Consider the following 24,465-nt stretch of genomic DNA (forward strand, 5'->3'; position numbering starts at 1 on the left):
GTTTCGACTATTAAGAAGAATCTGCCTGATTTCGCATTACCCCGCGTCTGTCGGATGCGGCATACACACAGAGGAGACATGCATGCGTTCTATTAGCAAAAGCATTTTCGCCGCGACCATGGCGCTCGCTGCGGGCAGCGCCGCCGCACAGTCGAGCGTGACGTTGTACGGAGTGGCCGACGTGTTCATCCAGTATCTGAACAATGGCGGGAAGAGTTCGGTTTTCGAGCGAAGCGGCGGCTCGACGGGTTCGATGGTGGGCTTGAAGGGCACGGAGGATCTGGGCGGTGGGCTGAAGGGTGTGTTCGACCTGGAAAGCGGCTTTACAATCAACAACGGTGGCTTGTTCGCCGATTCGTCCACTCTCTTCTATCGCCAGGCCTGGGTAGGGTTAAAGCAAGACAAATACGGTACGCTTACCTTTGGACGTCAATATCAGCCGAGCTTCTGGGCCGTTTATCCAACCGATCCATTCCGCGGCAACGAAGTGCTCTCGCCACTCTCGGCGATCATTCTTGCCGCGGCCACCGACCACAACACGCTCGCGACTCAGTTTGTGCCGGGGCGCATCAGCAATACGCTGATGTATCAATCTCCGGACGTCGCGGGCGCGAAGCTCTATGCAATGTACGGTTTCGCGGCAACAGCCACACAGCCAATCCCATCCACGTCCGGGAACATGATGGATATCGCGCTGACCTGGCAAGGTGCTGGGCTTTACGCGGCCATGGCCTACATGAACCAGCAGTCAGGAGAGGAGACCATCGCGGGTCTGCCGCGTTCGCTCAACCTGCTTCGCACCGAGCATTTCACCGGCGCAGTCGCGTATCGGATCGGTATCGTGAACCTCCAGTTCAACTATGGGTACACGCGCCCGGCCAATGCGGCGCCAGGGTCGATGGCGGCCCTACTCGGCGCAGGACATGCGCTGAGCACCGCGGAGCTTGGTGCGACCATCCAGGCGACGGCCGCCGACTCGATCGAGGCCGCAGTCGTCCACCGCAATGTGCGCGGCGCCCATGACAACGCAGTCGGCTTCCAGCTCGGTGTCGATCACAATATATCGAAGCGAACCAGCTTCTACGCGCGGGCTGGTTACATGAAGAACAATGGCAGCTCGACGACGAGCTGGCCGGGCATTTCAGTGACGGAGCCTGATGCTTCGCAAACGCTCGTTGTCGTCGGCATGACGCACCGCTTCTGATACTCACCCGAGTTTGTTTTGTGGCGGCCTTCCGATGGGGGAGGCCGCCAGCGCGTGACACACTCCGATCAGTGCGCCTCACACGCTGCTGGCGCCACCGAAATCCTTTGAATTGTCCTTTGTGGTGCGGTGGTCCCGTCAGCGGTTACGTCAGGCGTTCCGCCACATAACGGCCGGGAGCCGGCTCGCGTTGAGGAGCCCGCCGCCATGCATGTACTCGACCTGCGCGACGATGCGTTCGTCGACGAACGCGCCGGGAGGCTGGGGCGACCGGCACACGGCACGGCCCGAGCGAAGCGCGTGTCCCCAGCGTCACGGCCTTCGCAGCTCAGGCAGCGCCCGTGACTTGCGTGATGAATTGCTGGATTTCCTGCGAGGCGCTCTCGTATGAACGGGCAGAACTCCAATCGGCAATCGAGGCGAAGCGCTCCGCAATCGCTTCCGGTGTCAGCGCGTCGCTGGCGAAGTGCACCGGTGCGGTTTCCATCATCGCCGCGACGGCGAAAGATCCTCCCGCAGCCGAGACGATCGTCCTGGCAGGGGCATCTTCGCTGCACAGGAACAGCACGGCCGGCGTGACCCGTTCCGGCTGAAGCGCGGCGTGCACAGCTTCCGGCAACAGCTCCGCCGTCATCTGGGTCGTTGCAACAGGAGCGATAGTATTGACGCGGATATTTTTCTTGTAGCCTTCCTGATGCATCACGTTCATCAGACCCACCAGGCCCAGCTTGGCCGCGCCGTAGTTGGCCTGACCGAAATTGCCGTACAGGCCTGCCGCAGACGTGGTCATAACGATGCGGCCGTAGTTCTGCTCGCGCATGATGTCCCACACGGCCTTCGAACAGTGCGCGGAGCCCATCAGGTGAACATCCAGCACCATGCGGAATTCGGCCATGTCCATCTTGGAGAAGGATTTGTCGCGCAGGATGCCGGCGTTGTTCACCAGGATGTCCACCCGGCCGAACTCCCTCATGGCTTGCGCCACCATTGCCTGCACCTGTTCGTAGTCCGCCACATCCGCGCCATTGGCGATTGCCGTGCCACCGGCTTCACGGATCTCCTTGCTCACCGCCTGCGCTGCGGCCGACGAACCGCTGCCGCCGCCAAAATCATTCACTACCACCTTGGCACCACGTGCCGCGAAAGCCAGCGCGTGCTGCCGCCCCAAGCCGGCGCCCGCGCCGGTAATGACGGCGACCTTGCCGTCGAATCGGATGCTCATGTCTTGCCTTGTCGAATCGACTTTGACGATATGCTCAGGAATACTGGCGAATGATGGACTCGGCCACACAGGCAGGTTTGGCCGCGTTCTCCAGTTCGACTGTCATCTCGATCTTCATCTGCGCGCCGCCTTCGAGCGCGTCCCAGGCCAGCAGCTGGAAGTGCGCGCGCACCCGCTTGCCAACAGGCACCGGCGTCATGAAGCGCACCTTATCCAGTCCGTAGTTGACACCTCTGCGGCAATGACGAATGTGGAACGCCGTGGCGAAGAACCCGGGCAGCAGGCTGAGCGTGAGAAAACCGTGGGCGATAGGGCCACCGAACGGGCCCGCCTTGGCGCGCTCCATGTCGACGTGGATCCACTGATGGTCGCCGGTGGCGTCGGCAAACTGGTTGACGCGCGCCTGATCAACCACGAGCCAGTCGCTGGTGCCGATGGACTGGCCAACCAACGGCTGCAGGTCGGAGATATTTTCGAAGCTGTTCATGGGGGCTTCCATTCATCGCACCGGTTGATGAGCCGCGGCGCATGCGGCGTCGTGCTGGTCGCTGCTGCCGAAGAGCACGTCGGCAACGACCGCGCGCTTGAAGTAGTGGCCGACGACGTATTCGTCCGTCATGCCGATGCCACCGTGCAACTGGATTGCCTGCCCACACACGCTTTTGGCAAGGCGGCCGATCAGCGACTTGGCTTGCGACACGACCACCTCCTGCTGAGCCGTCCCGTCGTTCTCCAGCGATGCCAGCAAGGCATACAGCATCGACCGTGACAGTTCCATTTCGGCGGCCATGTCAACCAGTCGGTGCTGCAGAGCCTGAAAGCTCCCGATCGCGACCCCGAACTGCTGGCGGATCTTCAGGTAGTCGGCCGTCATGTCGATGGCGGCCTCCATGGCGCCGACCAGTTCCGCGCACAGCGCAGCGACTGCATGCGAGAGCCCGTGCCGCAGGGCTTGCAGCCCATTGCCCGCAACGCCCACGAGTGACGCCGGCACGGCGCCGAGGACCAGTTCCGCGGCCTCGCTGCCGTCATGCAGAGGCAGTGCCCGCACCTGCAAACCGGGACTGGCCTTGTCCACCAGGAACAGCGAAACGCCCGGCGTGCCCGCGATCGCGGCCGACACAAGGTAACGGTCGGCAGACACGCCGCCGAGCACAAGCGTCTTGCAGCCGCTCAGCACAAAGCCGGGCCCGATCGCCTCTGCGCGCGCAGCCACCACGGCGGGGTTGCCGCGTGCCTGCGGCTCGCTGTATGCGAGCGCCAGAAGCTGTGATCCATCGGCCAGCGCGGGCAACAGCGCCTCCCTCTGTGCAGCACCAGCGCCGACGAGGAAGGTTTGCGCCGCGAGCACTGCGCAGCCCAGGAAGGGCTCCACCACCAGGCTGCGGCCGAATGCCTGGGCGATCAGGACAGTATCGACGATGCTGCCGCCGAGGCCACCGTAGGCCTCGGGTATGGCGGCTGCCAGCCAGCCGTTGTCGGCAAAAGCTTGCCAATTCCCCGCGCTGGCGCCGCCCTTGCGCGCGGCGACGCGCGCCTCGAAGGTGTACGCCTTGTCGAGGAAGCGGCGCACGCTGTCCTGCAGCATCTGCTGTTCGTCGTCGAGTTTGAACTTCATTGCTGGTATCCCCGCATCAAAGTTGGAACATCAGCTTGGCGACAATCCCTCGCTGCACTTCGCTTGTCCCGCCATAAATGGTGGATGCGCGACGGAAGAACATCTCCGTGGCAATGCCCTGCGCCATCTGCTGCCACGGCAGCGGTTCCATGCCGACAGCATGATCATGGGCAGGTAGATAAGCCACGGCGCCGTAGTCGCCCAGTGACTCGACCAGGAGCCCCGTCATGCGCTGCTGCAGATCGGTGCCCCGGATCTTCAGCAGCGAGCCCATGACGTGCGTGACGGGGCTCTGCTCCCGCTCCAGCTCGGCCACGCGATGCACCATCACTTCCAGTGCGCGCAACTCGCCCTCCATCTGTGCCAGGCGAAGGGCAAACTCGGGCCGCTGCGCCAACGCCACACTGCCTACGAACTGGGAGGTAGCCAGCCGTTTGAGCACCTGCATATAGCGCAGCAGCGACGGCAGATCCGCCGTGGCGGCATGCTCGTTATTCAGCAGGAATTTGGTCGCCTTCCAGCCGTCGCCTTCCGCACCGATCCTGTTCCCGACCGGGACGCGGACGTTGTCGAAATACGTTTCGTTCAGGTGATGGCAGCCATCGATGGTGATGATGGGACGCACCGTGATGCCAGGCGTCTTCATGTCCACCAGCAAAAAGCTGATACCGGCCTGTTTCTTCGCCGCGGGATCGGTACGCACCAGCAGGAATATCCAGTCCGCTTCGTGGGCATAGCTGGTCCACGTCTTCTGGCCGTTGACGACGTAGTAGTCGCCGTCGCGCACGGCTTGCGTGCGCAGCGACGCCAGATCCGAACCTGCTCCGGGCTCGGAGAAGCCCTGGCACCAGAAGCGCTCGCCACGCAGGATGGCGGGCATGTGCTCGGCCCTCTGCTCGGAACTGGCAAACGCATTCATGACCGGGCCAAGCAGGCGGTGTGCGAAGACATCCTGTTTCGGGGCTCCAAGGGCCGCACACTCTTCGTCGAAGACCTGCAATTGCGCAGCGTCCCATCCCGTGCCACCGTGCTCGCTGGTCCACGAGGGCGCACCCCACCCATGGTCATTGAGGATGCGCTGCCATCTCGCCATCGCGTCGCACGAGGACCGCACGCCCAGCGTCTGTCCGCGCAATGACGCTGGCAGGTACTCGAGCAGGAACGCGCGCACCTCCGCGCGAAAGGCCTGCAGCCCCGCGTCCGGTTGAAAGTTCATAGGAGATCTCCCGCTTCAGGTTCGTTCGTATAACGTAACGACGCAGGCGCCACCTATGCCGATGTTGTGTTGCAAAGCCAGTCGCGCACCTTCTACCTGCCGCTTTGCGGCCTTGCAGCGCAGCTGGCTGACCAACTCGTGGCATTGCGCCAGCCCGGTCGCACCGAGCGGGTGACCCTTCGAGAGTAGCCCGCCGGACGGATTGGTGACGACCTGGCCACCGTAGGTATTGTCGCCGTCGTCGACGAACTTCTCTGCGCCACCTTCCGGGCACAGCCCAAGCGCCTCATACGTAAGCAGCTCGTTTTGAGCGAAGCAGTCGTGCAACTCGACCACATCGATGTCCTGCGGACCGACGCCGGCCTGCTCGTAGACCTTCTGCGCAGCAGTGCGAGACATGCTGAATCCCGCGACTTCGCGCATGTCTACACCGTCGAAGGCATTTGCCCGGTCGGTTGTCATCGCTTGCGCAGCTATCCGGACATCGCGCTTCAAGCCGTGGCGGCTGGCGAAATCCTCCGAGCACAACACCGCTGCCGCCGCGCCGCAGGTCGGCGGGCACGCCATCAGGCGGGTCATGACACCGGGCCAGACCATAGGCGAGGCCATCACCTCTTCGGTGCTCACGACGTTGCGAAACACGGCCAGCGGATTATTGGCGGCATGGCGACTCGCCTTGGCGCGAATCTTTGCGAAGGTTTCGAGCCTGGTGCCGAAGCGCTCCATATGCGCTAGCCCTGCCGACCCAAAGATACGCAGCGCCCCGGGCACCTCGCTGGCCCCCAGCTTCTCGTCGATCGCGGCGTAGAAGCGGTCGAACACCGAAGGGCGATCCTTGAACTGCACTTCGAGCGCTCCCGGTACCATCTGGTCGAATCCCACCATCAGTATGCATTCGGCGGCGCCAGCCTCGATCGCCTGCCGCGCAAGGTATATCGCGGTAGAGCCGGTCGCACAGTTGTTGTTGACGTTGAAAACAGGAATCCCCGTCATGCCCACTTCGTACAATGCGCGCTGTCCGGCGCAGGAGTCGGCATACATAAAGCCGGCGTAGGCGTGGTCGATCTGGTCGTAACCGACACCGGCGTCATCGAGCGCGGCAACAGCCGCCTTCGCGCCCATCTGGTAATACGCCTCACTGGCACCGGGCTTGGTGAACGGAATCATACCGACGCCGGCAACATAAACATTCTGGCTCATGGGAGTCTCTGCAAAAACTGCATGAATAGGGGCACCTCACGCAACGCTGCGCGTCACGTCTTTCCAGTAGGGTTCGCGCAACGTGGCTTTGAGGACCTTGCCAGCGCCTGAGATAGGCAGTGCCTCGACGAAGGCTACGCTGGCGGGACATTTGTAAGCCGCAATCAGCGTCTTGCAGTGCGCGATCAGTTCAGCGGCCGTAAGCGTCTGACCGGGCGCGAGCACTACCACAGCGTGCACGGCCTCTCCCCACTGCACATGCGGAACCGCGATCACCGCGCAGGACGCGATGGCCGGATGCCTTGAAATTGCACTTTCGACTTCGGCCGAGTAGACGTTCTCCCCGCCGCTGACAATCATGTCCTTCATGCGGTCGGCAATGAAGAGATAGCCATCCTCGTCAAGGTATCCACCGTCGCCGGTGTAGTACCAGCCATTGCGAATCACTTCGGCCGTCTGCTCCGGCTTGTTCCAGTAGCCCTGCATCAACATGTCGCCGCGCACGACGATCTCTCCGACGGTGCCACGGGAAACTTCCTGGCCGTGTATGTCGATTATTTTGAGCTCCACGCAGTTGCCCGTGCATCCTGCCGCGGTCAATTTGCTGGGCGACGGAAGCAGCCCGGGCCGGTAGTTGGGCGGATTCACGGTGAGCGGCCCAATCTCCGTCATGCCATAGACTTGCACGAGCCCGACTCCAGGCAAGACTCGCTGCGCCCGCTCCAGCACCGACCCGGAAATAGGCGATGCGCCATAAGCAATGGTTTTCAGGCTGCTCAGGTCATAGCGCCCCTGGCTTGCCGGATGATCGACCATCATCTGGATCATGGTCGGCACCAGCAAAGTGCTCGTCACGCGATGCGCTTCGATGGCCTTGAGAACGGCTTCCGGCTGAAAGCCGGGAATGATCGAATGCGTGTTGCCGACGATCCAGTGAGGCAGCGCCGCGCCAAAGTCCGCTACATGAAACATTGGTGCAGCATGAAGATACGTATCTCCGGCTTCGGACAGCCCCATCGATAGCAACGATAGTGCAGAGATGCCAATACTGATATGACTGCGCATGACCCCTTTGGGAAAGCCTGTCGTGCCGCCCGTATAGAAGATGCCCAACAGGTCTTCGGCGCGCCGCACCGCGTCGTCCACCGGCTCTGTTTCACGCACCAGCGTTTCATAGTCGAGCATGCCGGCAGGCGCCTGCCCTTCTCCGCAATATATGATCTGACGCAAGCATGCAGCATCGCGCTGGAGTTGTTCGGCTGCCTGAACAAATGCGTCGTCGACCAGCAGGATGGCGGAACCGGAGTCTTCGAGGGCGTAGACCAGTTCTGGAACTGACCAGCGGGTGTTGCACGGATTGAGCACGCCGCCACCCCAGGGAACCGCCATCAGATACTCAAGGTAACGATCGGAGTTCAGTGCCAGCATGGCCACGCGATCCCCTTCGCCCATGCCAACGCGCTGAAGGGCGCCGGCGAGGCGGGCGACGCGGTCCGCAAACTCACGAAATGTGCGCTGGCGCGAGCCAAACCGCACCGCGACCTTCTCGGGATACTGCTGCAACGCGCGGTGCAGGTATTGGGTCAAGTACACGGCGTGTCTCCAATGATCTATTCTGTCCTTGAGCCAATGTTAGGCCAGAGGCGCGGCAAACCGCGAGAGCGAATCACGTCAGATTCTTTGTGGATTACCGCATTTCGTCGCGACGGCCCGGATCGACAGACTGCGACGGATCAGCTCTAATATCCGGCATGCCGACCACGCCCCCTACCCTGCCCATACTGGTTGTTCATCGCACGCTGGCAGGCGCGCGCAAGCGCGGCGCCATGTCAGACGAGGCGATCTCCGCGCTGGTCGGCGCGGCCGGAATACCGCTGGCGCTGCTGGCGGAAAGCGGCGCGAGAATCACGGCCAAGCAATATGAAGCGCTATGCGCTCTGCTCATCGAGCAACTGGGTGATGAGAGTATTGGCTTTCTCTCCCGCCCACTACAACGGGGAAGCTTTGCGCTAATCGGCCGGTCCATGCTAGGCGCGCCCTCGCTGGACGTGGCACTGCGACGCGGCGCGCATACGTTTCGGCTGCTGCAGCATGATCTCGCCATGCACTGCGTCAAGCATGGCGAACTATCCGGATTTGCGCTGGAAGCCAGGAATTCCGAGGCCGGCCGTGAGACCTTCCTGCTTGAGATGCTCGTGCGGATATTCTGGCTGATGCTGGCCTGGTTGAACCGGGGCCGGCTGCCGATCCAACGCATCGACTTCGGATTTGAGCAGCCAGCCTATGCGGCGTACTATTCCGTGATATTTCCTGCGCCCCTGCAGTTCGATCAGCCATGCACCGCGGTCTGGTTCGACGCCGGCGCCCTTCTGGCACCGGCACGGCGGACCGAAGACGACTTACGTGCCACGCTACGACAGGCTCCGGGTAACGTCATCCTGCCTCGGCCAGGAGAATACGCATGCAGTGACCGTGTGAAGGTCATTCTGGAGCAAAGCTCGCCAGACTGGCTCGACCTGGATGGGGTGGCCAAATGTATCCACGTTTCGGCCAGCACCTTGCAGCGGCGGCTGGCTTTGGAAGGCACGTCATTTCAGTCATTGAAAGACGCATTGCGACGTGACCTCGCCATCGAGCGACTGACCACCGGCAAAGTGCCTGTTGCCCAATTGGCGGTCGAGCTTGGCTTTGCGGATGCCACGGCGTTCAATCGCGCATTCAAGCTTTGGACCGGCAGTACGCCAAGTTGCTATCGGCGCCGCTAACTCCGGCCGTTCGCTGCCAGCAGTGAGTCGAGCTTTCAAAGCTTGCCATTTCCTCAAAAAGTTCCAACAATGCTCCGTCGGGCTAAAAAGCGATGACACCCCCAACTATTGAATGAAAATTATGCATAACTATGTTTTTGCCCGGCGAGTGTTCGCCAGCCTTGTAGTAGCTTCCTCCGTGACTACGACAAGCATGCCGGGCGCGACCGCCGCCGTGCCACAGGAACAGACCGCGGTCGTCGCGAAGCCTGACGAGCAGACAGTATCCGACACATTTGTTTATGTTCTCGGCCGTCTGCTTGTGATCCGACAGGAGCAAATGGATCGCAAAGCGCCCGCCTTTGCCTGGAACTCGATCAAATACAACCCGCTCGGCTCGGCGGATTTCGTCAATCCGAATTTCGACGTAGCCTATCTGGAAGCGTGGATCGCGACAGACGACCATGCCGGGGTACTGTTGGAAGTCCCTGAAATCAAGGGACGCTACTACACCGCGCAGATACTCGACGAGTGGGGTGAGGTGATCGCCAACATTAACGAGCGAACGTTCCCGTCTAAACCCTACGGAAAATTCGCTCTGGTCAAACCCGGATCGAACGTGGCGATTCCGCCCGACGCGGCACGTATAGAACTTCATTCGAGCAAAGCGAAGCTGCTTGCACGAGTGGAGATAAAAGGTGATCGCGATGGCGCACTCGCACTACAGAAACAGTTCAAGCTGACGCCTTTGGGCAATATCGCCGTGTCCACGGCGCCAAACGTCCCCGATTTCGACAACGCGAAACTGTTGGGCGCCGAAGCGTTTGACAATCTGGACGCGGTGTTCTCGAGCGCACTGGACGTATCGCCTGTTGCCGCGCGAATGCAGCAGCAGGCCCGTTACGTTGCCAGCTATGCCGCGTCGAGCCCGCAAGCACGCGCCGAAATTGACCGGCTCCTGCGCGACAAGATCGACCCCGACTTCGTCCAGAACGCCCTTGCGAGGAGCGGGCCCATTCACAATCATTGGGTTGGCGGCGCGCCAACCGGTAACTACGGCAGCAACTACTCGCTTCGCACCGTTGCCAATTACGCGGGTATCTGGGCGAACGTGACCGATGAGGTGATCTACTTTGTTCCAGCAGGCGACGCAAACAATCAACCACTGGACGGCAGCAAAAGTTACATCATGCGCTTCCCTGCCGACAGACTGCCGTCCAGTGTTGTCAACGGTTACTGGTCGGTGATTCTGGTCGGCGTTCCAGATTATCGGGTTGTACCTAATTCGCTGAATCGCTTCAATTTCAACAGCTATTCCAACCTGACGAAAGAGCGCGACGGTTCGCTGACAATCGCCATTGGGCCGAAACCAGTCAAGGGCGTTCCGGAAACGAACTGGCTACCTACCGATCCTGGCAAGCGCTTGTCGTTGACATTCAGAACCTACGTGCCGAAGGACATAGTCAAGCAAGGTAAATGGGCACCGCCTGCCGTTACCGAAGTGCAGTGATGCATTCCCGCCGCGAAATGCGGCGTCCACATAGAACGACCTGAATGAGGAAATTCCCAGAGGCGCAGCCTGCGAGTTGAGCAACTACGGCGGTTGTGCATCAATTGGACTGGATTGCGCGCCTATGCAAGCGATGGACAGGTTCCGACCTGACTGTCGCTTGCGATGATCAATCTGAAAACATCAGAAAGCCACGGTTGCTGTTGCCATCACTGTCGACGTGCTCGAAAGCCGGTTCTTGCTACTCACGGTTGGAACCCAGCGCAGGGTCATGCTGAGCGGGGTCTTTTTGATCTTGGTGTCGTAAGTCAAGATCGGACCGATCGACCAGTCAAAGCCCCGAAAGCCATTGAGCTTGTCCGCCGTAGGCCCGCTATCATTACCGATCTGCTGGACCGTGCCGACGATCAGGCCCGCGCCAACCCCGTTGCCGAAGCGCTTCAGCGCCATCATGTCCAGCGTGAAAAGTGGGGCGTTCTGGTAGTCAGTCGCCGAATTGCGTGTGTAGAACTGCACGCCGGCGGTAACGTCGAATTCCATCCCAATCGACGGCACGATTTTGGTATAGGACACCGTAGGAATAAACGTCCAGTTGTTCAGGCTGACGTTGGCGAGGTTGCCCGGATCGTACTTACCAGTCGGCGCCCAGACGTTGACGCTAAAAGATATGTGCTCGGTCTTCGAAAAATGATAGCCGGCAATTAGTGGTGTGAAGGTCAAATCGAACAGACCGGACGCATCCTGCCTGACGCTTCCTGTCCGGTTGCCGACTCCAAGTGCCGCGCTAACGCTGGTCCAGGCATACGGGAGCGTGACGCTCGACGCGAAGTTCCATGGTCCAGGGCCGGTGTCCCAGACCTTCAGCAAGGTTGCCAGAGTGAACGAGATCTGCCCGTCGAGTCCTAGCGTAGTCTTCCCGCCAATGGGTACCGGGCGTCCCGCACTGATAGAGCCGTCGTAGTAGATCTCGGCCAGATTCACGAACCACCCTGGTTCCGGCGGTACGACACCCACGTCCGGTATCACACTCGTACCGGAGATGGGGCGGCCCAATGCACCTTCGGTGCCGTGTGCGGCGAACGGCAATCCCAGCGTCAATATGAGAACGGAAGCACCAACGATTCGCTTAAGCACTATCAGCACCATGGTCAGGTCGTGGGATTACGGCATTTCAGAAAAACGTCACGGCTTTGCACTGCGGCCTAAAACGTAACCGTGATCGTATGTGTAACGCGGGATCATTGCCAGCTTTTCGTAGGACTTTTTATTATGTAGATCGCCGGACAATGGCGATTCCTCAAATCGCTGAATATCTCGACACCTCCACAGAATGTTCTCGCAGGGCTTCCGTCCATTTCTCACACTCGTTCAGAATATTCGCATACCTAACCGAACGCCATAAACAACAAACAACGAACTCCGGATCGGAACATTTATTGAGACATAAAGACGTGCAATGATCGCCACCGGTCCAGCGAAACACGCTGCGACTCCGCGTAAGCGGACGCCTTGGCAACACCGCAGCCCCTGCGCTTTCATTCCATCGACATGACCAACTTTCTGTTCGATCTCTTCTCGAACCTGGCTTTGCTGGCCTTCGTGCTGGCCGCATGCCATCTGTGCAATATTCTTATGCCCGATGCATCACTTAACGGTGTGCGTGTTTTCACGGTGCTGGCGTTGACCGCATTCCTGCTCGATGCCGCGCTGACCTTTCTCGTATTCGCCGACGCGCGCAGCCAATACGGCCAGTTCAGCACGCCCACCGCATTTTTCGAGCGCGCTGGCGCTTACTTGCTCGCGATCCTTGCTGCTTTCGCCTGGCGCCAACTTGCACGCCGCTCGCACCCCGCGAAAGCCAGTCCCGGTGAATCGCTCGCCATCCAGACCTCGCCGTATTCGAAGTCGCATCTGCCGATGTAGATCGCGGTAATCGCAATCGCCTCGCATATCTGCGCCACGCCGTCTGCTTCGCCCGCCAGGCAACCCGCCGACGCAACTGGAACGGTCCTTGCGGATGCTCGCGCCGTCGCCTATAACTTCCGAAGATCAAGTGTTACCGTTTGCGCCCTCCCCGGGCATTTGCCGCTGTATTGCGCTACCGCCACTCAATCAGTCGAAGGCAACTCACCTAACGAGGAACATTTTGGATCTCGAAACCGTACGCGTCTTCATCATGACCCGAGGCATCGACCTCGGCACCAAGGTCCTCGGGGCGATCGTCTTGTGGATCGTCGGCCGCTGGCTCATCGGGCTGATCACGGGCTTGCTACGCAAGGTGCTGTCGCGTAACGGCAAGGTCGATCCAACCCTGGCTCATTATCTCGGCTCGATTCTCGGCGCACTGCTGAACTTGCTGCTGATCCTCGCGATCCTGCAAGTGTTCGGTGTGCAGACCACGTCGTTCGCCGCTCTGCTCGGCGGCCTCGGCCTCGCGATCGGCACCGCTTGGGGCGGCCTGCTCGCCCATTTCGCGGCGGGTGTCTTCATGCAGGTGCTACGGCCGTTCAAGGTGGGCGATTTTGTCACGGCGGGCGGCGTGACCGGCACGGTCTCGGAACTCGGCCTGTTCGGCACCACCATCGTGACGCCGGACAACGTCACGACCATCGTCGGCAATAACAAGATCTTCTCGGACACGATTTCGAACTACAGCGTCTTACCCGTGCGGCGCGTCGAACTCACGGCGAAGATCGCCAATGGAGTCGATCCGACTGACGCGATGAGCCGGTTGCGGGCGGCCGTCACGCAGATTCCGAATGTGGCCGAGAGTCCGGCGCCGGACGTCGAACTGCTGAGCTTCACGCCAGAAGGCCCCCTTCTTTGCGTACGGCCTTATGCCCACAATGAGCATTATTGGCAGGTCTATTTCGACACCAATCGTGCGATCGTCAAGACGTTCAAGGAGGCCGGTTATCCGACGCCGGAAACGCCGCTCGCACCACGTGCGGTGACCTGAGCGTTCAGGCGCGTCCGGCGAACAGCACGCGGCTCACCAGCAGCGTCGATTCCCGATCCGCCGAATGCAGCGATGTAAAACAAAAACGGCGTCGCGAAATTCGCGACGCCGTTTGTTCGTCTGGCTTGCCCTGCGCTGAAACGTTATGGCGTGTTATCGGTTGCCGGCATTGGATGCGTTCTTGCGCATCATCTTCCACACCGCACCGATCACGACCGGCACGATGGCCGCGCCGATACCCACGAGCACGATCACATTCAGGTATTGCCTGATAAACGGAATGTTGCCGAAGAAGTAGCCGGCCAACGTCAGCAGCAATACCCAGAAAAACGCCCCGGCGAAGTTGAACAACTGAAACCGGCTCACCGTCATTTCCGATGCGCCCGCAACGAATGGAGCGAAGGTGCGCACCACCGGAATGAAACGCGCCAGCACAATGGTCTTGCCCCCATGCTTCTCATAGAAGTCATGCGTCTTTTGCAACGCGCTCCGGTCAAGGAAACGTTCAAGCAAAGGAATGTGCGAATTGAACACTCGCGGTCCAATGGCTCGCCCGATCATGTAGTTAACCGTATTGCCGCCGATCGCCGCAACGAGCAGCAACACGATCAGCAGACCGATATTCATTTCACCGGTCGCGCAAAAGGCGCCGCCGATAAACAGCAGCGAGTCGCCCGGCAAAAACGGCAAGACAACCAGCCCGGTTTCGCAGAACACGATCAGAAACAGCACCGCGTAGACCCAGGCGCCGTACACATGAATGAAGTCTCCAAGGAACTTGTCGATGTGCAAGACAAGGTTGACGAAATGTAGCAACGTGTCCAAAGAGAGTCCTTTATTAAGCGAATATGACGGTGGCAAGTGCGGCTGTGCCGGCAGACCTGTTAGCTATGGCGGCAAGCGCTGACTCGCCGCCGAAATTGACCGCGTCATGATACCGAAAGTGCCCGGCAGCGATTAAAAATCTCCTGTGCTTCGGGATGTCCGTGCGTGCCGCAGGCTTGCCGCGCCGAATCGCTATAATTTCGCCATGTCCGAATTCTCCGAAACGCCAGCCGGCACCGACGCCGCGGCCGCGATTTCCGCTGCGGCGCCCGCCCCGCGCCCGTTGCGCGCGATCCAGCCCCTTCCCGATCAGCTGATCAGCCAGATAGCCGCCGGCGAAGTGGTCGAGCGGCCGGCCTCAGTGGTCAAGGAACTGCTGGAAAATGCGCTCGACGCGGGCGCTACGTCGCTGCGCATCCTGCTCGATGAAGGCGGCGTCAAGCGCATCTCGATCACCGACGACGGCTGCGGCATCCCCGAAAACGAACTCGCGCTCGCGCTGATGCGCCACGCAACCAGCAAGATCCGCTCGCTCGCCGAGCTGGAAGCGGTCGCCACGCTGGGGTTCCGCGGTGAAGCGCTGGCCTCGATCGCCTCGGTCGCGCAGATGACCATCACGAGCCGCACGGCCGATGCGCCGCACGCCGTGCGCGTGGATGCGCAAACCGGCGTACTGAGCCCCGCTGCGGGCACCCAAGGCACCACGATCGAAGTTCGCGAGTTGTACTTCAACACGCCGGCGCGCCGCAAATTTCTGAAAAGCGAGCAAACCGAACTCGGCCATTGTCTCGAACAGATCCGCCGCGCGGCGCTGGCGCGGCCGGACGTCGCGATTTCGGTGCTGCATAACGGCAAGGCCGTCGAACACTGGAATGCCAGCGAACCGCCGGTGCGGGTCGCGAAGATTCTCGGCGAAACTTTTGCCACGGCGCATCTGCCACTCGACGAATCCGCGGGGCCGCTCGCCGTCTACGGCTGCGCCGGTCTGCCGACCGCGAGCCGTGGGCGCGCCGACCAGCAGTATTTCTTCGTCAACGGCCGCTTCGTGCGCGACAAACTGCTCACGCATGCCGTGCGCGCCGCCTATGAAGACGTGCTGCACGGCGAACGTTACCCGTCGTACGTGCTGTTCCTCGATCTGCCGCCTGAAGCGGTCGATGTGAACGTGCATCCGTCGAAGATCGAAGTGCGGTTTCGCGACTCGCGCTCGATTCACCAGTTCGTGTTTCATGCGGTGCAGCGCGCGCTCGCGCGGCATGCGGGCGCGTCGCCGGAGACGACGGCGGGCGGGCATGCAGCGCATCTGGCGCCTTCCGCAGACAGACCCGCTTCGTTTGGCGCGACGCCGTTGGGCGGCGCGGGCATCGGCGGGGGCAGCTTTGGGGCCAGCTCGGGCGCAGGTGGCCTTGGCGGCGGACTTGGCGGTGGCTCAGGCGCCTTCGGATCGTCGTCCCAGCCCGGCAACACCTGGATGCGCCAGGCGCGCATGACGCAAGGCACGCTGCCGGTCGCGCAGCCGCTCGCGTTTTACGATGCGCTGTTCGGCCGTAAAGACGCCAACGCCGGAACGGCGGAAGGCGCCACGCTGTTCGAAGCGCGAGACTCCGCGGCAGAAACGCCGCCGCACAACGCGTCTGCCCCCTACGATGCGCCCGCGTTCAGCGCCTCCGACGAGCAACCGCTCGGCTTCGCGCTCGGCCAGATTCACGGCATCTACGTGCTGGCGCAGAACGCGCATGGTCTGGTGATCGTCGACATGCACGCCGCCCACGAGCGCATTCTGTACGAGCAGTTCAAGAACGCGCTGGCCGATCGCACGATTGCCGTGCAGCCGCTCCTGATCCCGCAGACCATGCAGGCCGACCCGATCGAAATCGGCACGGTGGAAGAAGAACGCGACACACTCGACGCGCTCGGCTTCGACCTTGCGGTGTTGTCGCCAACCACACTCGCGATCCGCGCCGTGCCGGCGCTGCTGAAAGACGCCGACCTGCAGGCGCTGGCGCGCGCGGTCCTCGCCGATCTGCATGCGTTCGGCGGCTCGCGTGTGCTGACCGAGCGTCAGCATGAGCTGCTCGGCACGCTCGCCTGCCATCACGCGGTACGCGCCAACCGCCGTCTGACGCTCGACGAAATGAACGCGCTACTGCGCCAGATGGAAGCGACCGAGCGCGCCGATCAATGCAATCACGGGCGTCCCACGTGGTACCAGTTGACGCTGTCCGATCTCGATCGGCTGTTCATGCGCGGTCAGTAACTCCGGTTCGATGCGCGCCCGCCTCACCTATGAATACACGCTCCCACACGCCGGTCCCTTGCCTGCTCGGGCCGACCGCCTCCGGCAAAACCGCTGCCGCGCTGGCGTTCGCCGCGCGGCGGCCGGTGGAAATCATCAGCGTCGATTCGGCGCTCGTCTATCGCGAGATGGATATCGGCACCGCCAAGCCGAGCGCCGAAGAGCGCGCGGTGGCGCCGCACCACCTGATCGATATCGTCGATCCCACCGACGCCTATTCGGCCGCGCAGTTTCGCGCCGACACGTTGCGGCTGACCGGCGAGATACATGCGCGCGGACACCTGCCGTTGCTGGTCGGCGGGACCATGCTGTACTACAAGGCGCTCACCCAGGGCCTCAACGATCTGCCCTCGGCCAATGCCGAAGTGCGGGCCGCGCTCGACGCCGACGCCGCACGCGATGGCTGGCCCGCCATGCATGCGCGCCTTGCCGCCGTCGATCCCGTGACCGCCGCGCGCCTCGCGCCGAACGACTCACAGCGGATTCAGCGGGCGCTCGAAGTGTTCATGCTGAGCGGAAAAGCCATGTCGGTATTGCTGGCCGCACCGGCCCCGCAGGACGACGCGGCCGCGGCATGGCGCTTCGTGCCGATTGCGCTGGAGCCTTCCGATCGCAGCGTGCTGCATGCGCGCATCGAGAAGCGCTTCGACGCCATGCTGGCCGGCGGTTTCGTCGATGAGGTGGTGAAGTTGCGCGAACGCGGCGATTTGCTGCCCGACATGCCATCCATGCGCTGCGTGGGTTATCGGCAGGTCTGGGAGTATCTGGACGGTTCGGTCGACTATGCGACCATGCGCGACAAGGGCATATTTGCGACCCGGCAGCTGTGCAAGCGGCAGCTCACATGGCTGCGGAGCATGACGGAACGGGTGGTGGTGGACTGTTGCGACCCGCGCGCGACTGAGCGCGTGCTTGAAGAGATTGAAGCGCTGGTTTGAAACCCGCTTTGACACATTGAGGCGTTGAGCCCGCGCGGCGCTTGAAACGCACTCGCCGCGCAGGCACCTAGCCTTTAAACCACGACCGTTTGGGCTTCACCGGCCGCGCTTTCGCGAATCACGCCGATTTTCCAGACCTTTTCGCCGGCTGCGGACAGCAGACCGATTGCCGCGTCGGCGTCGGCGGCGGACAGCACCACTGCCATGCCGATACCGCAGTTGAACACGCGGTGCATTTCCGCATCCGCCACGCCGCCGTGCTGTTGCAGCCACGAGAACAGCGGGGGCATCGGCCATGCCTTGTGATCCAGCTCGGCCGTCAGGCCTTCGCGCAGCACGCGCGGAATATTTTCGACCAGACCGCCGCCCGTGATGTGCGCCATGCCTTTGACGGTGATCTGCTGCATCAACGCCAGCAACGGCTTCACGTAGATGTGCGTAGGCGCCATCAGCGCGTCGGCGAGCGTTCGGCCGTCGAAATCGGCATTCAGGTCAGGCTGGGCGCGCTCGATGATCTTGCGCACCAGCGAAAAGCCGTTCGAATGGATGCCGCTCGAAGCCAGACCCAGCACCACGTCGCCCGGGGCAATCGTGCTGCCGTCGATAATCTTGCTCTTTTCCACCGCGCCAACCGCGAAACCGGCCAGATCATACTCGCCGTCGGGGTACATGCCCGGCATTTCCGCCGTTTCGCCGCCGATCAGCGCGCAACCCGACAGTTCGCAGCCATGTGCGATGCCCTTCACGACCGTTGCCGCCGTGCCGACGTCCAGCTTGCCGCAGGCGAAATAATCGAGGAAGAACAGCGGCTCGGCGCCCTGCACGAGAATGTCGTTCACGCTCATCGCCACCAGATCCTGGCCGACGGTGTCGTGTTTGTTCAGTTGAAAGGCGAGGCGCAGCTTGGTGCCGACGCCGTCGGTGCCGGACACCAGCACCGGCTCCTTATACTTCTTCGGCACCTCGAACAGCGCGCCGAATCCGCCGATGCCGCCCAGCACGCCGTCGCGCATCGTCTTTTTGGCAAAGGGCTTGATCGCGTCGACAAGGGCGTCGCCCGCGTCGATGTCCACGCCGGCGTCGCGATACGACAAACCTTGGGATTCTGGGGCGGATTTCGGTTGATTCATGGGGAAGAGCGAGAAGGTCGGTAAAATGCGATTTTACCCGATGCTGGCCGACTGGCTGGAATTGTATTGTCCGGTTCCGACGACACCAGAGAAACCATTTTGCAAGAGAAACCCTCGACAGTGACACCTGTGCAGCGCCGCGCCATCATCTGGCTGGCTATCGCGCTGGGCGTCGGCATTCTGCTCTGGCTGCTGAGTCCGGTCCTCACGCCGTTCCTGCTCGGCGCGATTCTCGCGTACATCCTGCAGCCAGGCGTTGCGTGGATGGTACGCCGGCATGTGCCGCGCGCGCTGGCGGCCTTGCTGATGATGCTGCTCTTCACGCTGGCACTGACGCTGCTCGTGCTGATGGTCTTCGCCGTCATCCAGAAAGAAGCGCCGCAATTGCGGCAACAGGTGCCCGTGCTGTTCGCGCACGTCAACGCGTGGCTGCAACCCAAGCTGGCCATGCTGGGCCTCGCCGATTCGCTCGATTTCGCCAGCATCCGCGATCTCGTGATGGGACAGCTGGAAGGCAGCGCGCAAACCGTCGCCGTGTACGCGTGGACTTACATTCGCACGAGCGGCAACGTCATGGTGACGGTGGTCGGCAACCTCGTGCTGGTGCCGCTCGTGCTGTTCTATCTACTGTACGACTGGAATCGCATGCTCGCCCGCGTGCAGATCGCGGTGCCGCGCCGCTGGCTCGACAAGACGCTGCAGCTCGCACGCGACATGGATCAGATGCTGTCGCAATACCTGCGCGGCCAGTTGCTCGTGATGGGGGTGCTGGCAGCGTACTATGCGATTGCGCTGACCATCGCCCGCTTCGAAATCGCCTTGCCGGTGGGCATTTTCACGGGCCTCGCGGTGTTTATCCCGTACGTCGGTTTTGCCACCGGCCTCGCGCTGGCGCTGCTCGCGGCGTTGCTGCAGTTCGGCAGCTGGTATGGCTTTGGCGCGGTCGCGGTGATTTACGGGCTCGGTCAGATCGTAGAGAGCTTTTATCTCACGCCGCGCCTCGTGGGCGAGCGGATCGGCCTGCACCCGCTCGCGGTCATCTTCGCGCTGCTCGCGTTCGGCCAGTTATTCGGCTTTTTCGGCATTCTGCTTGCGTTGCCGGTCAGCGCGATCCTGTCCGTCGCGCTGCGCGAGTTGCGTCAAAGCTATCTGACGAGCACGCTATATAACAACTGACGGCTCATTGACTATTCAGGGCCCGAGGTCGGGGCCCATTGCGGCTTAGCCTCATTTTCGGCAATCACCTACTGTGCTTCGTCAACTGACGCTCGATCTCGGCACCCCGCCGCCATCGACATTCGACAATTTCTTCGCCGGCGCCAACGCCGAGCTGGTCACGCGCCTGCGTGAGCTCGACAACGCGCTCGCCGCCGGGCCGGTCGCCGATCGCACCTTCTACCTCTGGGGCGAGTCCGGCAGCGGCCGCACGCACCTGCTGCAGGCGCTCGTGCACGAAGCGCCGCCGGGTCACGCACGCTTTGCCGGCCCGCAGAGCAGCCTCGCCGCGTTCAGCTTCGACCCGCGCGTCGCGCTCTACGCCATCGACGATTGCGACGGCCTGTCGGCCGCGCAGCAGATCGCTGTCTTCAACCTGTTCAACGAAGTGCGCGCGCACCCCACCAGCGCGCTGGTCGCCGCGGGCAACGCGCCGCCCATCGGCATGACCGTGCGCGAGGATTTGCGCACGCGCCTCGGCTGGGGTCTCGTGTTCCATCTCTCGCCGCTGCCGGATGAAGGCAAAGCCGCCGTGCTGAAACACGCAGCACGCGAGCGCGGCATCATGCTCGCCGACGACGTGCCGGCCTACCTGCTCACGCACTTTCGCCGCGACATGCCGAGCCTGATGGCGCTGCTCGACGCGCTCGACCGCTTTTCGCTCGAACAGAAACGCGCAGTCACGCTGCCGCTGTTGCGCACCATGCTCGCTTCGCCCGATGCCGACGAACGGCGCGGCGCGCCCTTCGCGGCGGGTTCGCACGGTGCTTCGGGTCAGTCTCCCGCCGCTTCAAGTAAAATAGGCCCCCATGGCTAACCTCGCACTCTTCGACCTCGATCACACGCTCATCCCCACCGACAGCGACCACGAATGGGGCCGCTTCATGGTGAAACAAGGCATGGTCGACGCCGACAATTTCGCCCGTGAAAACGACCGCTTTTTCGCCGACTACAAAGCCGGCAAGCTCGACATTCACGCCTATCTGATCACCATGCTGACGCCGCTCGCGAAGTACACGCGCGCGCAGCTCGCGGAGCTTCACGCGCAGTACATGCACGAAGTCATCACGCCGGCCATCTTTCCGGTCGCCGTGGAGCTGGTGAAGCAGCACCGTGAAGCCGGCGACCTGTGCTGCGTGGTGACCGCCACCAACGAATTCATTACCCGCCCGATCGCCCAGGCCTTCGGCGTCGACGCGCTGATCGCCTGCGAAGCGGAAACCGTGGACGGCCAGCCACATTCGCCGTACACCGGCCGCCCCACCGGCACGCCGAGCTACAAGGAAGGCAAGATCGTCCGCACCGAAGCGTGGCTCACCTCGCTCGGCAAAACGTGGGGCGACTTCGAGCACAGCTATTTCTATAGCGATTCGCACAACGACATTCCGTTGCTCGAAAAAGTCACCGACCCGATCGCGACCAATCCGGATGACACATTGCGCGCCCATGCGCAGGCCAATGGCTGGCGCATCCTCGAACTCTTTCAACCCTCGTGATCAAAAAACTTATCCGCAAGCTATTCGGCCAGGACGCGGCGCCCGCTGACGACACCCCGCCCGACGAAGCCGAAACGAATCCGACCGGCAACGCACCGGCGCACACCACGTCCGGCGCCAGCAAGGCGCGCCGCAAGCCCGCCCGGTCAGGCGCCGGCGCAGCCGCCAAAACCGTGCACGACCCGGACGTGCCGGTCATCATTCCGCACGACGTGCACGGCATCGATCCCACGCTGATCTCGAGGAACGCAATTCGCGTGACCGAAGGCCTGCAACAGGCGGGGCACCGTGCGTTTATCGTCGGCGGCGCGGTGCGCGATCTGCTGCTCGGCATCAAGCCGAAAGACTTCGACGTCGCCACCGACGCCACCCCCGAACAGGTGCAGAAGCTGTTCCGCCGGGCGCGCATTATCGGCCGCCGGTTTCAGATCGTGCACGTGCAGTTCGGCCAGGAAATCATCGAAACCTCCACGTTCCGCGCGCTCGTCGACCCGCCCGCGGCCGACGCGCCGCCGCCGCGCCGCCTGAAGCGCGACGAGCTCGACCGCCGCACCCATGCGGTGGACGCAAGCGGCCGCGTGCTGCGCGACAATGTGTGGGGCGAGCAGCACGAAGACGCCACGCGGCGCGACTTCACGATCAACGCGATGTACTACGATCCGGCCACGGAAACCGTGCTGGACTATCACAACGGCATGGCCGACATGCGCGCGCGTCTCTTGCGCATGATCGGCGACCCGGCCACGCGCTACCGCGAAGATCCGGTGCGCATGCTGCGCGTGGTGCGTTTTGCCGCGAAGCTCGGCTTCGAGATCGAGGAAAGCACCCGCGCGCCGATCGCCAAAATGGCCGATCTGATCAACAACGTGCCCGCCGCGCGTCTGTTCGACGAGACGCTCAAGCTGCTGCTGTCGGGCCATGCGCTCGCGTGTTTGAAACGCCTGCGCCAGGAAGGCCTGCATCATGGCCTGCTGCCCCTGCTCGACGTGGTGCTGGAGCAGCCCATCGGTGAAAAATTCATCTCGCTGGCGCTGAACAACACGGATGCCCGCGTGCGCGCCGGCAAGCCCGTGTCGCCGGGGTTCCTGTTCGCCACGCTGTTGTGGCACGACGTGCAGCAGCGCTGGCAAAAGTTCGAGGCGGACGGGGAATATCCGGTCCCCGCATTGCATCACGCGATGGACGACGTGCTCGACATGCAGACCGAGAAACTGGCCATCCACAAACGCTTCTCGTCGGATATGCGCGAAATCTGGGGCCTGCAGCTGCGCCTCGAAAAACGCTCGGGAAGAAGTGCCCTGAAGCTGCTGGAACACCAAAGATTTAGAGCGGGGTATGATTTCCTCCTGTTGCGCTGCGAATCAGGCGAACTCGATGAGTCGGTTGGCGCGTGGTGGACGGATTTCATAGCAGGAGACGTCGCCGCACGTGAGACATTGCTCACGCAAGGCGGGAAGGACCGAAGCCCCAGAAAACGACGGCGGCGCAGCAGTGGCGCCAGAGGCCGCAACGCGGGCGAAGGATTGGAGGGCGGCACGCCAGCCGAACGCACAGCCAACGACGCGGGCCACGACGGCTCGCACGAAGACTGAGGCGATATTCGCTGAAGCCGTCGAACGATAGTTGCAGGAAGTAATGCCATGACGGTTGCTTATCTCGGCCTCGGCGCGAATCTCGGGGACGCGCGCCAGACCCTGAAAGACGCGGTGGTGTGTCTCGCACAACAGCACACCATCACCGTGCTCGCCAAGTCGAGCCTGTATCGCACTGCCCCGATCGACGCGGGCGGTGACGATTATTTCAACTGTGTCGTGAAGATCGACACGACGCTCCCCGTGCGGCATCTGCTGGCGCTCTGTCACAAGATCGAGCATCAGTTCGGCCGCGAGCGGCCGTTTCGCAATGCGCCGCGCACACTCGATCTGGACATTCTGCTGTTTGGCGATCAATCCATCGACGAAGCCGATCTGATCGTGCCGCATCCGCGCCTGACCGAGCGCGCTTTTGCGTTGGTGCCGCTCGTCGAGATTGACGCGGCGCTGGTCATCCCGCGACATGGTCGCGCTGAGGCGCTGCTCAGCGGCGTGAGCGACCAGCGCATCGAAAAAGTGAAGGGGCCGTGCCAGTGCCCTATGCTCAATGCATTGACCGACTGTGACGCCTCGAACGGCAAGGACCGCGGCGAATGAATACCGCGCCGCTTACCGTCACCGCGCCGCAACTGCGGCCTCCGTTCGGTTATATCGCGATCGAAGGACCGATCGGCGTCGGCAAGACGTCACTGGCGCGCCGCCTCGCGCAGCGCTGGTCGATGCACGAACTGTTCGAGCGCCCTCAGGACAATCCCTTCCTCGAACGCTTTTATCGCGACACCGTACGCTACGCGCTGCCCGCGCAACTGCACTTCGCGTTGCAACGCGCGCAGCAGGCGCAGGACGTCAGTGCAGCACATCTGTCCGGTACGCCGCTGATCGCCGACTTCATGACGCAGAAGAACGACATCTTCGCGCGCCTGACCCTGCAGGAAGACGAGTGGCACCTATACCGCGCCCTCGCGGCGCGGCTCGAGACCAGCGCGCCGGCGCCCGATTTCGTGGTTTATCTGCAGGCCAGTCCCGAGGTGCTGTTCGCCCGCATCCAGAAGCGCGCGGTGCCGATGGAACTGCAGATTTCGGACGCGTATCTGAACGCGCTGTGCGATGCGTACAACGAGTTTTTCTATCACTACGACGGCGCGCCCGTGCTGACGGTCAACGCCGAACACCTGAATCCGCTCGACTCCGACGCGGACCTTGCGCTACTCACCGAACGCATCGAAACCATGCGCGGCCGCAAGGAATTCTTTGTCAAAGGCACGTCGCTTTAAGCGGCGCGGCTACCTCATTTTTCCAA

The 24,465-nt window shown here is 62.2% G+C and carries 22 protein-coding genes; 13 read left to right on the top strand and 9 right to left on the bottom strand.

The genetic code is table 11. The annotated features are described in order from the left end of the window. The first annotated feature begins 82 nt into the window (after positions 1 to 82). A complete protein-coding gene (locus A6V37_RS15135; RefSeq protein WP_064272521.1) occupies positions 83 to 1,204 on the top strand; it encodes a porin in 1,122 nt (373 codons plus the stop codon). Between the two features lie 328 nt (positions 1,205 to 1,532). Here the strand turns inward: A6V37_RS15135 and A6V37_RS15140 are convergent, their stop codons facing one another. The 6 genes from A6V37_RS15140 to A6V37_RS15165 are packed head-to-tail and all read right to left on the bottom strand — an operon-like array spanning position 1,533 to position 8,053. Further along, positions 1,533 to 2,426 (bottom strand): SDR family NAD(P)-dependent oxidoreductase, encoded by an 894-nt coding sequence (locus A6V37_RS15140; protein ID WP_064272522.1) that lies wholly within the window; start codon positions 2,424 to 2,426, stop codon positions 1,533 to 1,535. A 34-nt stretch (positions 2,427 to 2,460) separates the two neighbouring features. Continuing rightward, the gene (locus tag A6V37_RS15145) at positions 2,461 to 2,913 is read right to left on the bottom strand and encodes a MaoC family dehydratase (RefSeq protein ID WP_064272523.1); all 453 of its coding nucleotides are present in this window, start codon (positions 2,911 to 2,913) and stop codon (positions 2,461 to 2,463) included. 12 nt (positions 2,914 to 2,925) lie between these two features. Continuing rightward, positions 2,926 to 4,044: an acyl-CoA dehydrogenase family protein gene (locus A6V37_RS15150; protein ID WP_064272524.1), complete on the bottom strand. Its 1,119-nt coding sequence runs from the start codon at positions 4,042 to 4,044 to the stop codon at positions 2,926 to 2,928. A 16-nt stretch (positions 4,045 to 4,060) separates the two neighbouring features. Beyond that, positions 4,061 to 5,260, bottom strand: a complete 1,200-nt coding sequence (locus tag A6V37_RS15155) for an acyl-CoA dehydrogenase family protein (RefSeq protein WP_064272525.1) — start codon at positions 5,258 to 5,260, stop codon at positions 4,061 to 4,063. 15 nt (positions 5,261 to 5,275) lie between these two features. Then, positions 5,276 to 6,460 (bottom strand): lipid-transfer protein, encoded by a 1,185-nt coding sequence (locus tag A6V37_RS15160; RefSeq protein ID WP_064272526.1) that lies wholly within the window; start codon positions 6,458 to 6,460, stop codon positions 5,276 to 5,278. Positions 6,461 to 6,496: 36 nt separating this feature from the next. After that, the gene (locus A6V37_RS15165; protein ID WP_064272527.1) at positions 6,497 to 8,053 is read right to left on the bottom strand and encodes a long-chain-fatty-acid--CoA ligase; all 1,557 of its coding nucleotides are present in this window, start codon (positions 8,051 to 8,053) and stop codon (positions 6,497 to 6,499) included. A gap of 158 nt (positions 8,054 to 8,211) precedes the next feature. Between A6V37_RS15165 and A6V37_RS15170 the strand changes: the two genes are divergently transcribed. Both A6V37_RS15170 and A6V37_RS15175 read left to right on the top strand, forming a co-directional pair. Beyond that, the gene (locus A6V37_RS15170) at positions 8,212 to 9,225 is read left to right on the top strand and encodes an AraC family transcriptional regulator (protein ID WP_064272528.1); all 1,014 of its coding nucleotides are present in this window, start codon (positions 8,212 to 8,214) and stop codon (positions 9,223 to 9,225) included. Between the two features lie 112 nt (positions 9,226 to 9,337). Then, the gene (locus A6V37_RS15175; protein ID WP_064272529.1) at positions 9,338 to 10,714 is read left to right on the top strand and encodes a DUF1214 domain-containing protein; all 1,377 of its coding nucleotides are present in this window, start codon (positions 9,338 to 9,340) and stop codon (positions 10,712 to 10,714) included. A gap of 183 nt (positions 10,715 to 10,897) precedes the next feature. On the opposite strand, the gene A6V37_RS15180 is transcribed toward A6V37_RS15175, so the two are convergent. Next, positions 10,898 to 11,860 carry a SphA family protein gene (locus tag A6V37_RS15180; protein ID WP_064272530.1) on the bottom strand — a complete coding sequence of 321 codons (963 nt, stop codon included), beginning with the start codon at positions 11,858 to 11,860 and terminating at the stop codon, positions 10,898 to 10,900. A gap of 402 nt (positions 11,861 to 12,262) precedes the next feature. Here A6V37_RS15180 and A6V37_RS15185 point away from each other — a divergent pair, with 402 nt between their 5' ends. Both A6V37_RS15185 and A6V37_RS15190 read left to right on the top strand, forming a co-directional pair. Then, positions 12,263 to 12,637 (top strand): hypothetical protein, encoded by a 375-nt coding sequence (locus A6V37_RS15185; RefSeq protein WP_064272531.1) that lies wholly within the window; start codon positions 12,263 to 12,265, stop codon positions 12,635 to 12,637. Positions 12,638 to 12,860: 223 nt separating this feature from the next. Next, positions 12,861 to 13,673 (top strand): mechanosensitive ion channel family protein, encoded by an 813-nt coding sequence (locus A6V37_RS15190; protein WP_064286109.1) that lies wholly within the window; start codon positions 12,861 to 12,863, stop codon positions 13,671 to 13,673. Positions 13,674 to 13,826: 153 nt separating this feature from the next. Here the strand turns inward: A6V37_RS15190 and A6V37_RS15195 are convergent, their stop codons facing one another. Beyond that, the gene (locus tag A6V37_RS15195; protein ID WP_064272533.1) at positions 13,827 to 14,498 is read right to left on the bottom strand and encodes a DedA family protein; all 672 of its coding nucleotides are present in this window, start codon (positions 14,496 to 14,498) and stop codon (positions 13,827 to 13,829) included. Between the two features lie 205 nt (positions 14,499 to 14,703). Between A6V37_RS15195 and mutL the strand changes: the two genes are divergently transcribed. Then, complete coding sequence (gene mutL / locus A6V37_RS15200; protein ID WP_064286110.1) at positions 14,704 to 16,755, top strand: DNA mismatch repair endonuclease MutL; 2,052 nt, start codon at positions 14,704 to 14,706, stop codon at positions 16,753 to 16,755. 29 nt (positions 16,756 to 16,784) lie between these two features. Then, positions 16,785 to 17,732, top strand: coding sequence for a tRNA (adenosine(37)-N6)-dimethylallyltransferase MiaA (gene miaA, locus A6V37_RS15205; RefSeq protein ID WP_064272535.1), 948 nt, complete (start codon positions 16,785 to 16,787; stop codon positions 17,730 to 17,732). A gap of 74 nt (positions 17,733 to 17,806) precedes the next feature. On the opposite strand, the gene purM is transcribed toward miaA, so the two are convergent. Next, entirely contained in the window at positions 17,807 to 18,862 is a 1,056-nt protein-coding gene (gene purM, locus A6V37_RS15210) for a phosphoribosylformylglycinamidine cyclo-ligase (protein WP_064286111.1), read from the bottom strand. Positions 18,863 to 18,961: 99 nt separating this feature from the next. On the opposite strand from purM, the gene A6V37_RS15215 reads away from it, so the two are divergent. The 6 genes from A6V37_RS15215 (at position 18,962) to A6V37_RS15240 (ending at position 24,439) form a co-directional block, all read left to right on the top strand. Next, positions 18,962 to 20,038: an AI-2E family transporter gene (locus tag A6V37_RS15215; RefSeq protein ID WP_064272595.1), complete on the top strand. Its 1,077-nt coding sequence runs from the start codon at positions 18,962 to 18,964 to the stop codon at positions 20,036 to 20,038. 73 nt (positions 20,039 to 20,111) lie between these two features. Then, positions 20,112 to 20,894 (top strand): DnaA regulatory inactivator Hda, encoded by a 783-nt coding sequence (gene hda / locus A6V37_RS15220; RefSeq protein ID WP_064272537.1) that lies wholly within the window; start codon positions 20,112 to 20,114, stop codon positions 20,892 to 20,894. Next, a complete protein-coding gene (locus tag A6V37_RS15225) occupies positions 20,887 to 21,573 on the top strand; it encodes a histidinol-phosphatase (protein ID WP_064272538.1) in 687 nt (228 codons plus the stop codon). Before hda ends, A6V37_RS15225 begins: the two co-directional genes overlap by 8 nt. Next, a complete protein-coding gene (gene pcnB, locus A6V37_RS15230; RefSeq protein ID WP_064272539.1) occupies positions 21,570 to 23,165 on the top strand; it encodes a polynucleotide adenylyltransferase PcnB in 1,596 nt (531 codons plus the stop codon). The genes A6V37_RS15225 and pcnB overlap by 4 nt, the downstream gene beginning before the upstream one ends. Before the next feature lie 48 nt (positions 23,166 to 23,213). Further along, the gene (folK, locus tag A6V37_RS15235; RefSeq protein ID WP_064272540.1) at positions 23,214 to 23,762 is read left to right on the top strand and encodes a 2-amino-4-hydroxy-6-hydroxymethyldihydropteridine diphosphokinase; all 549 of its coding nucleotides are present in this window, start codon (positions 23,214 to 23,216) and stop codon (positions 23,760 to 23,762) included. Beyond that, a complete protein-coding gene (locus tag A6V37_RS15240; RefSeq protein WP_064272541.1) occupies positions 23,759 to 24,439 on the top strand; it encodes a deoxynucleoside kinase in 681 nt (226 codons plus the stop codon). Before folK ends, A6V37_RS15240 begins: the two co-directional genes overlap by 4 nt. The last annotated feature ends 26 nt before the right edge of the window (positions 24,440 to 24,465 follow it).

Origin of the sequence: Paraburkholderia ginsengiterrae, from assembly GCF_001645125.1 — a bacterium.
In the GTDB taxonomy this organism is placed as follows: domain Bacteria; phylum Pseudomonadota; class Gammaproteobacteria; order Burkholderiales; family Burkholderiaceae; genus Paraburkholderia; species Paraburkholderia ginsengiterrae.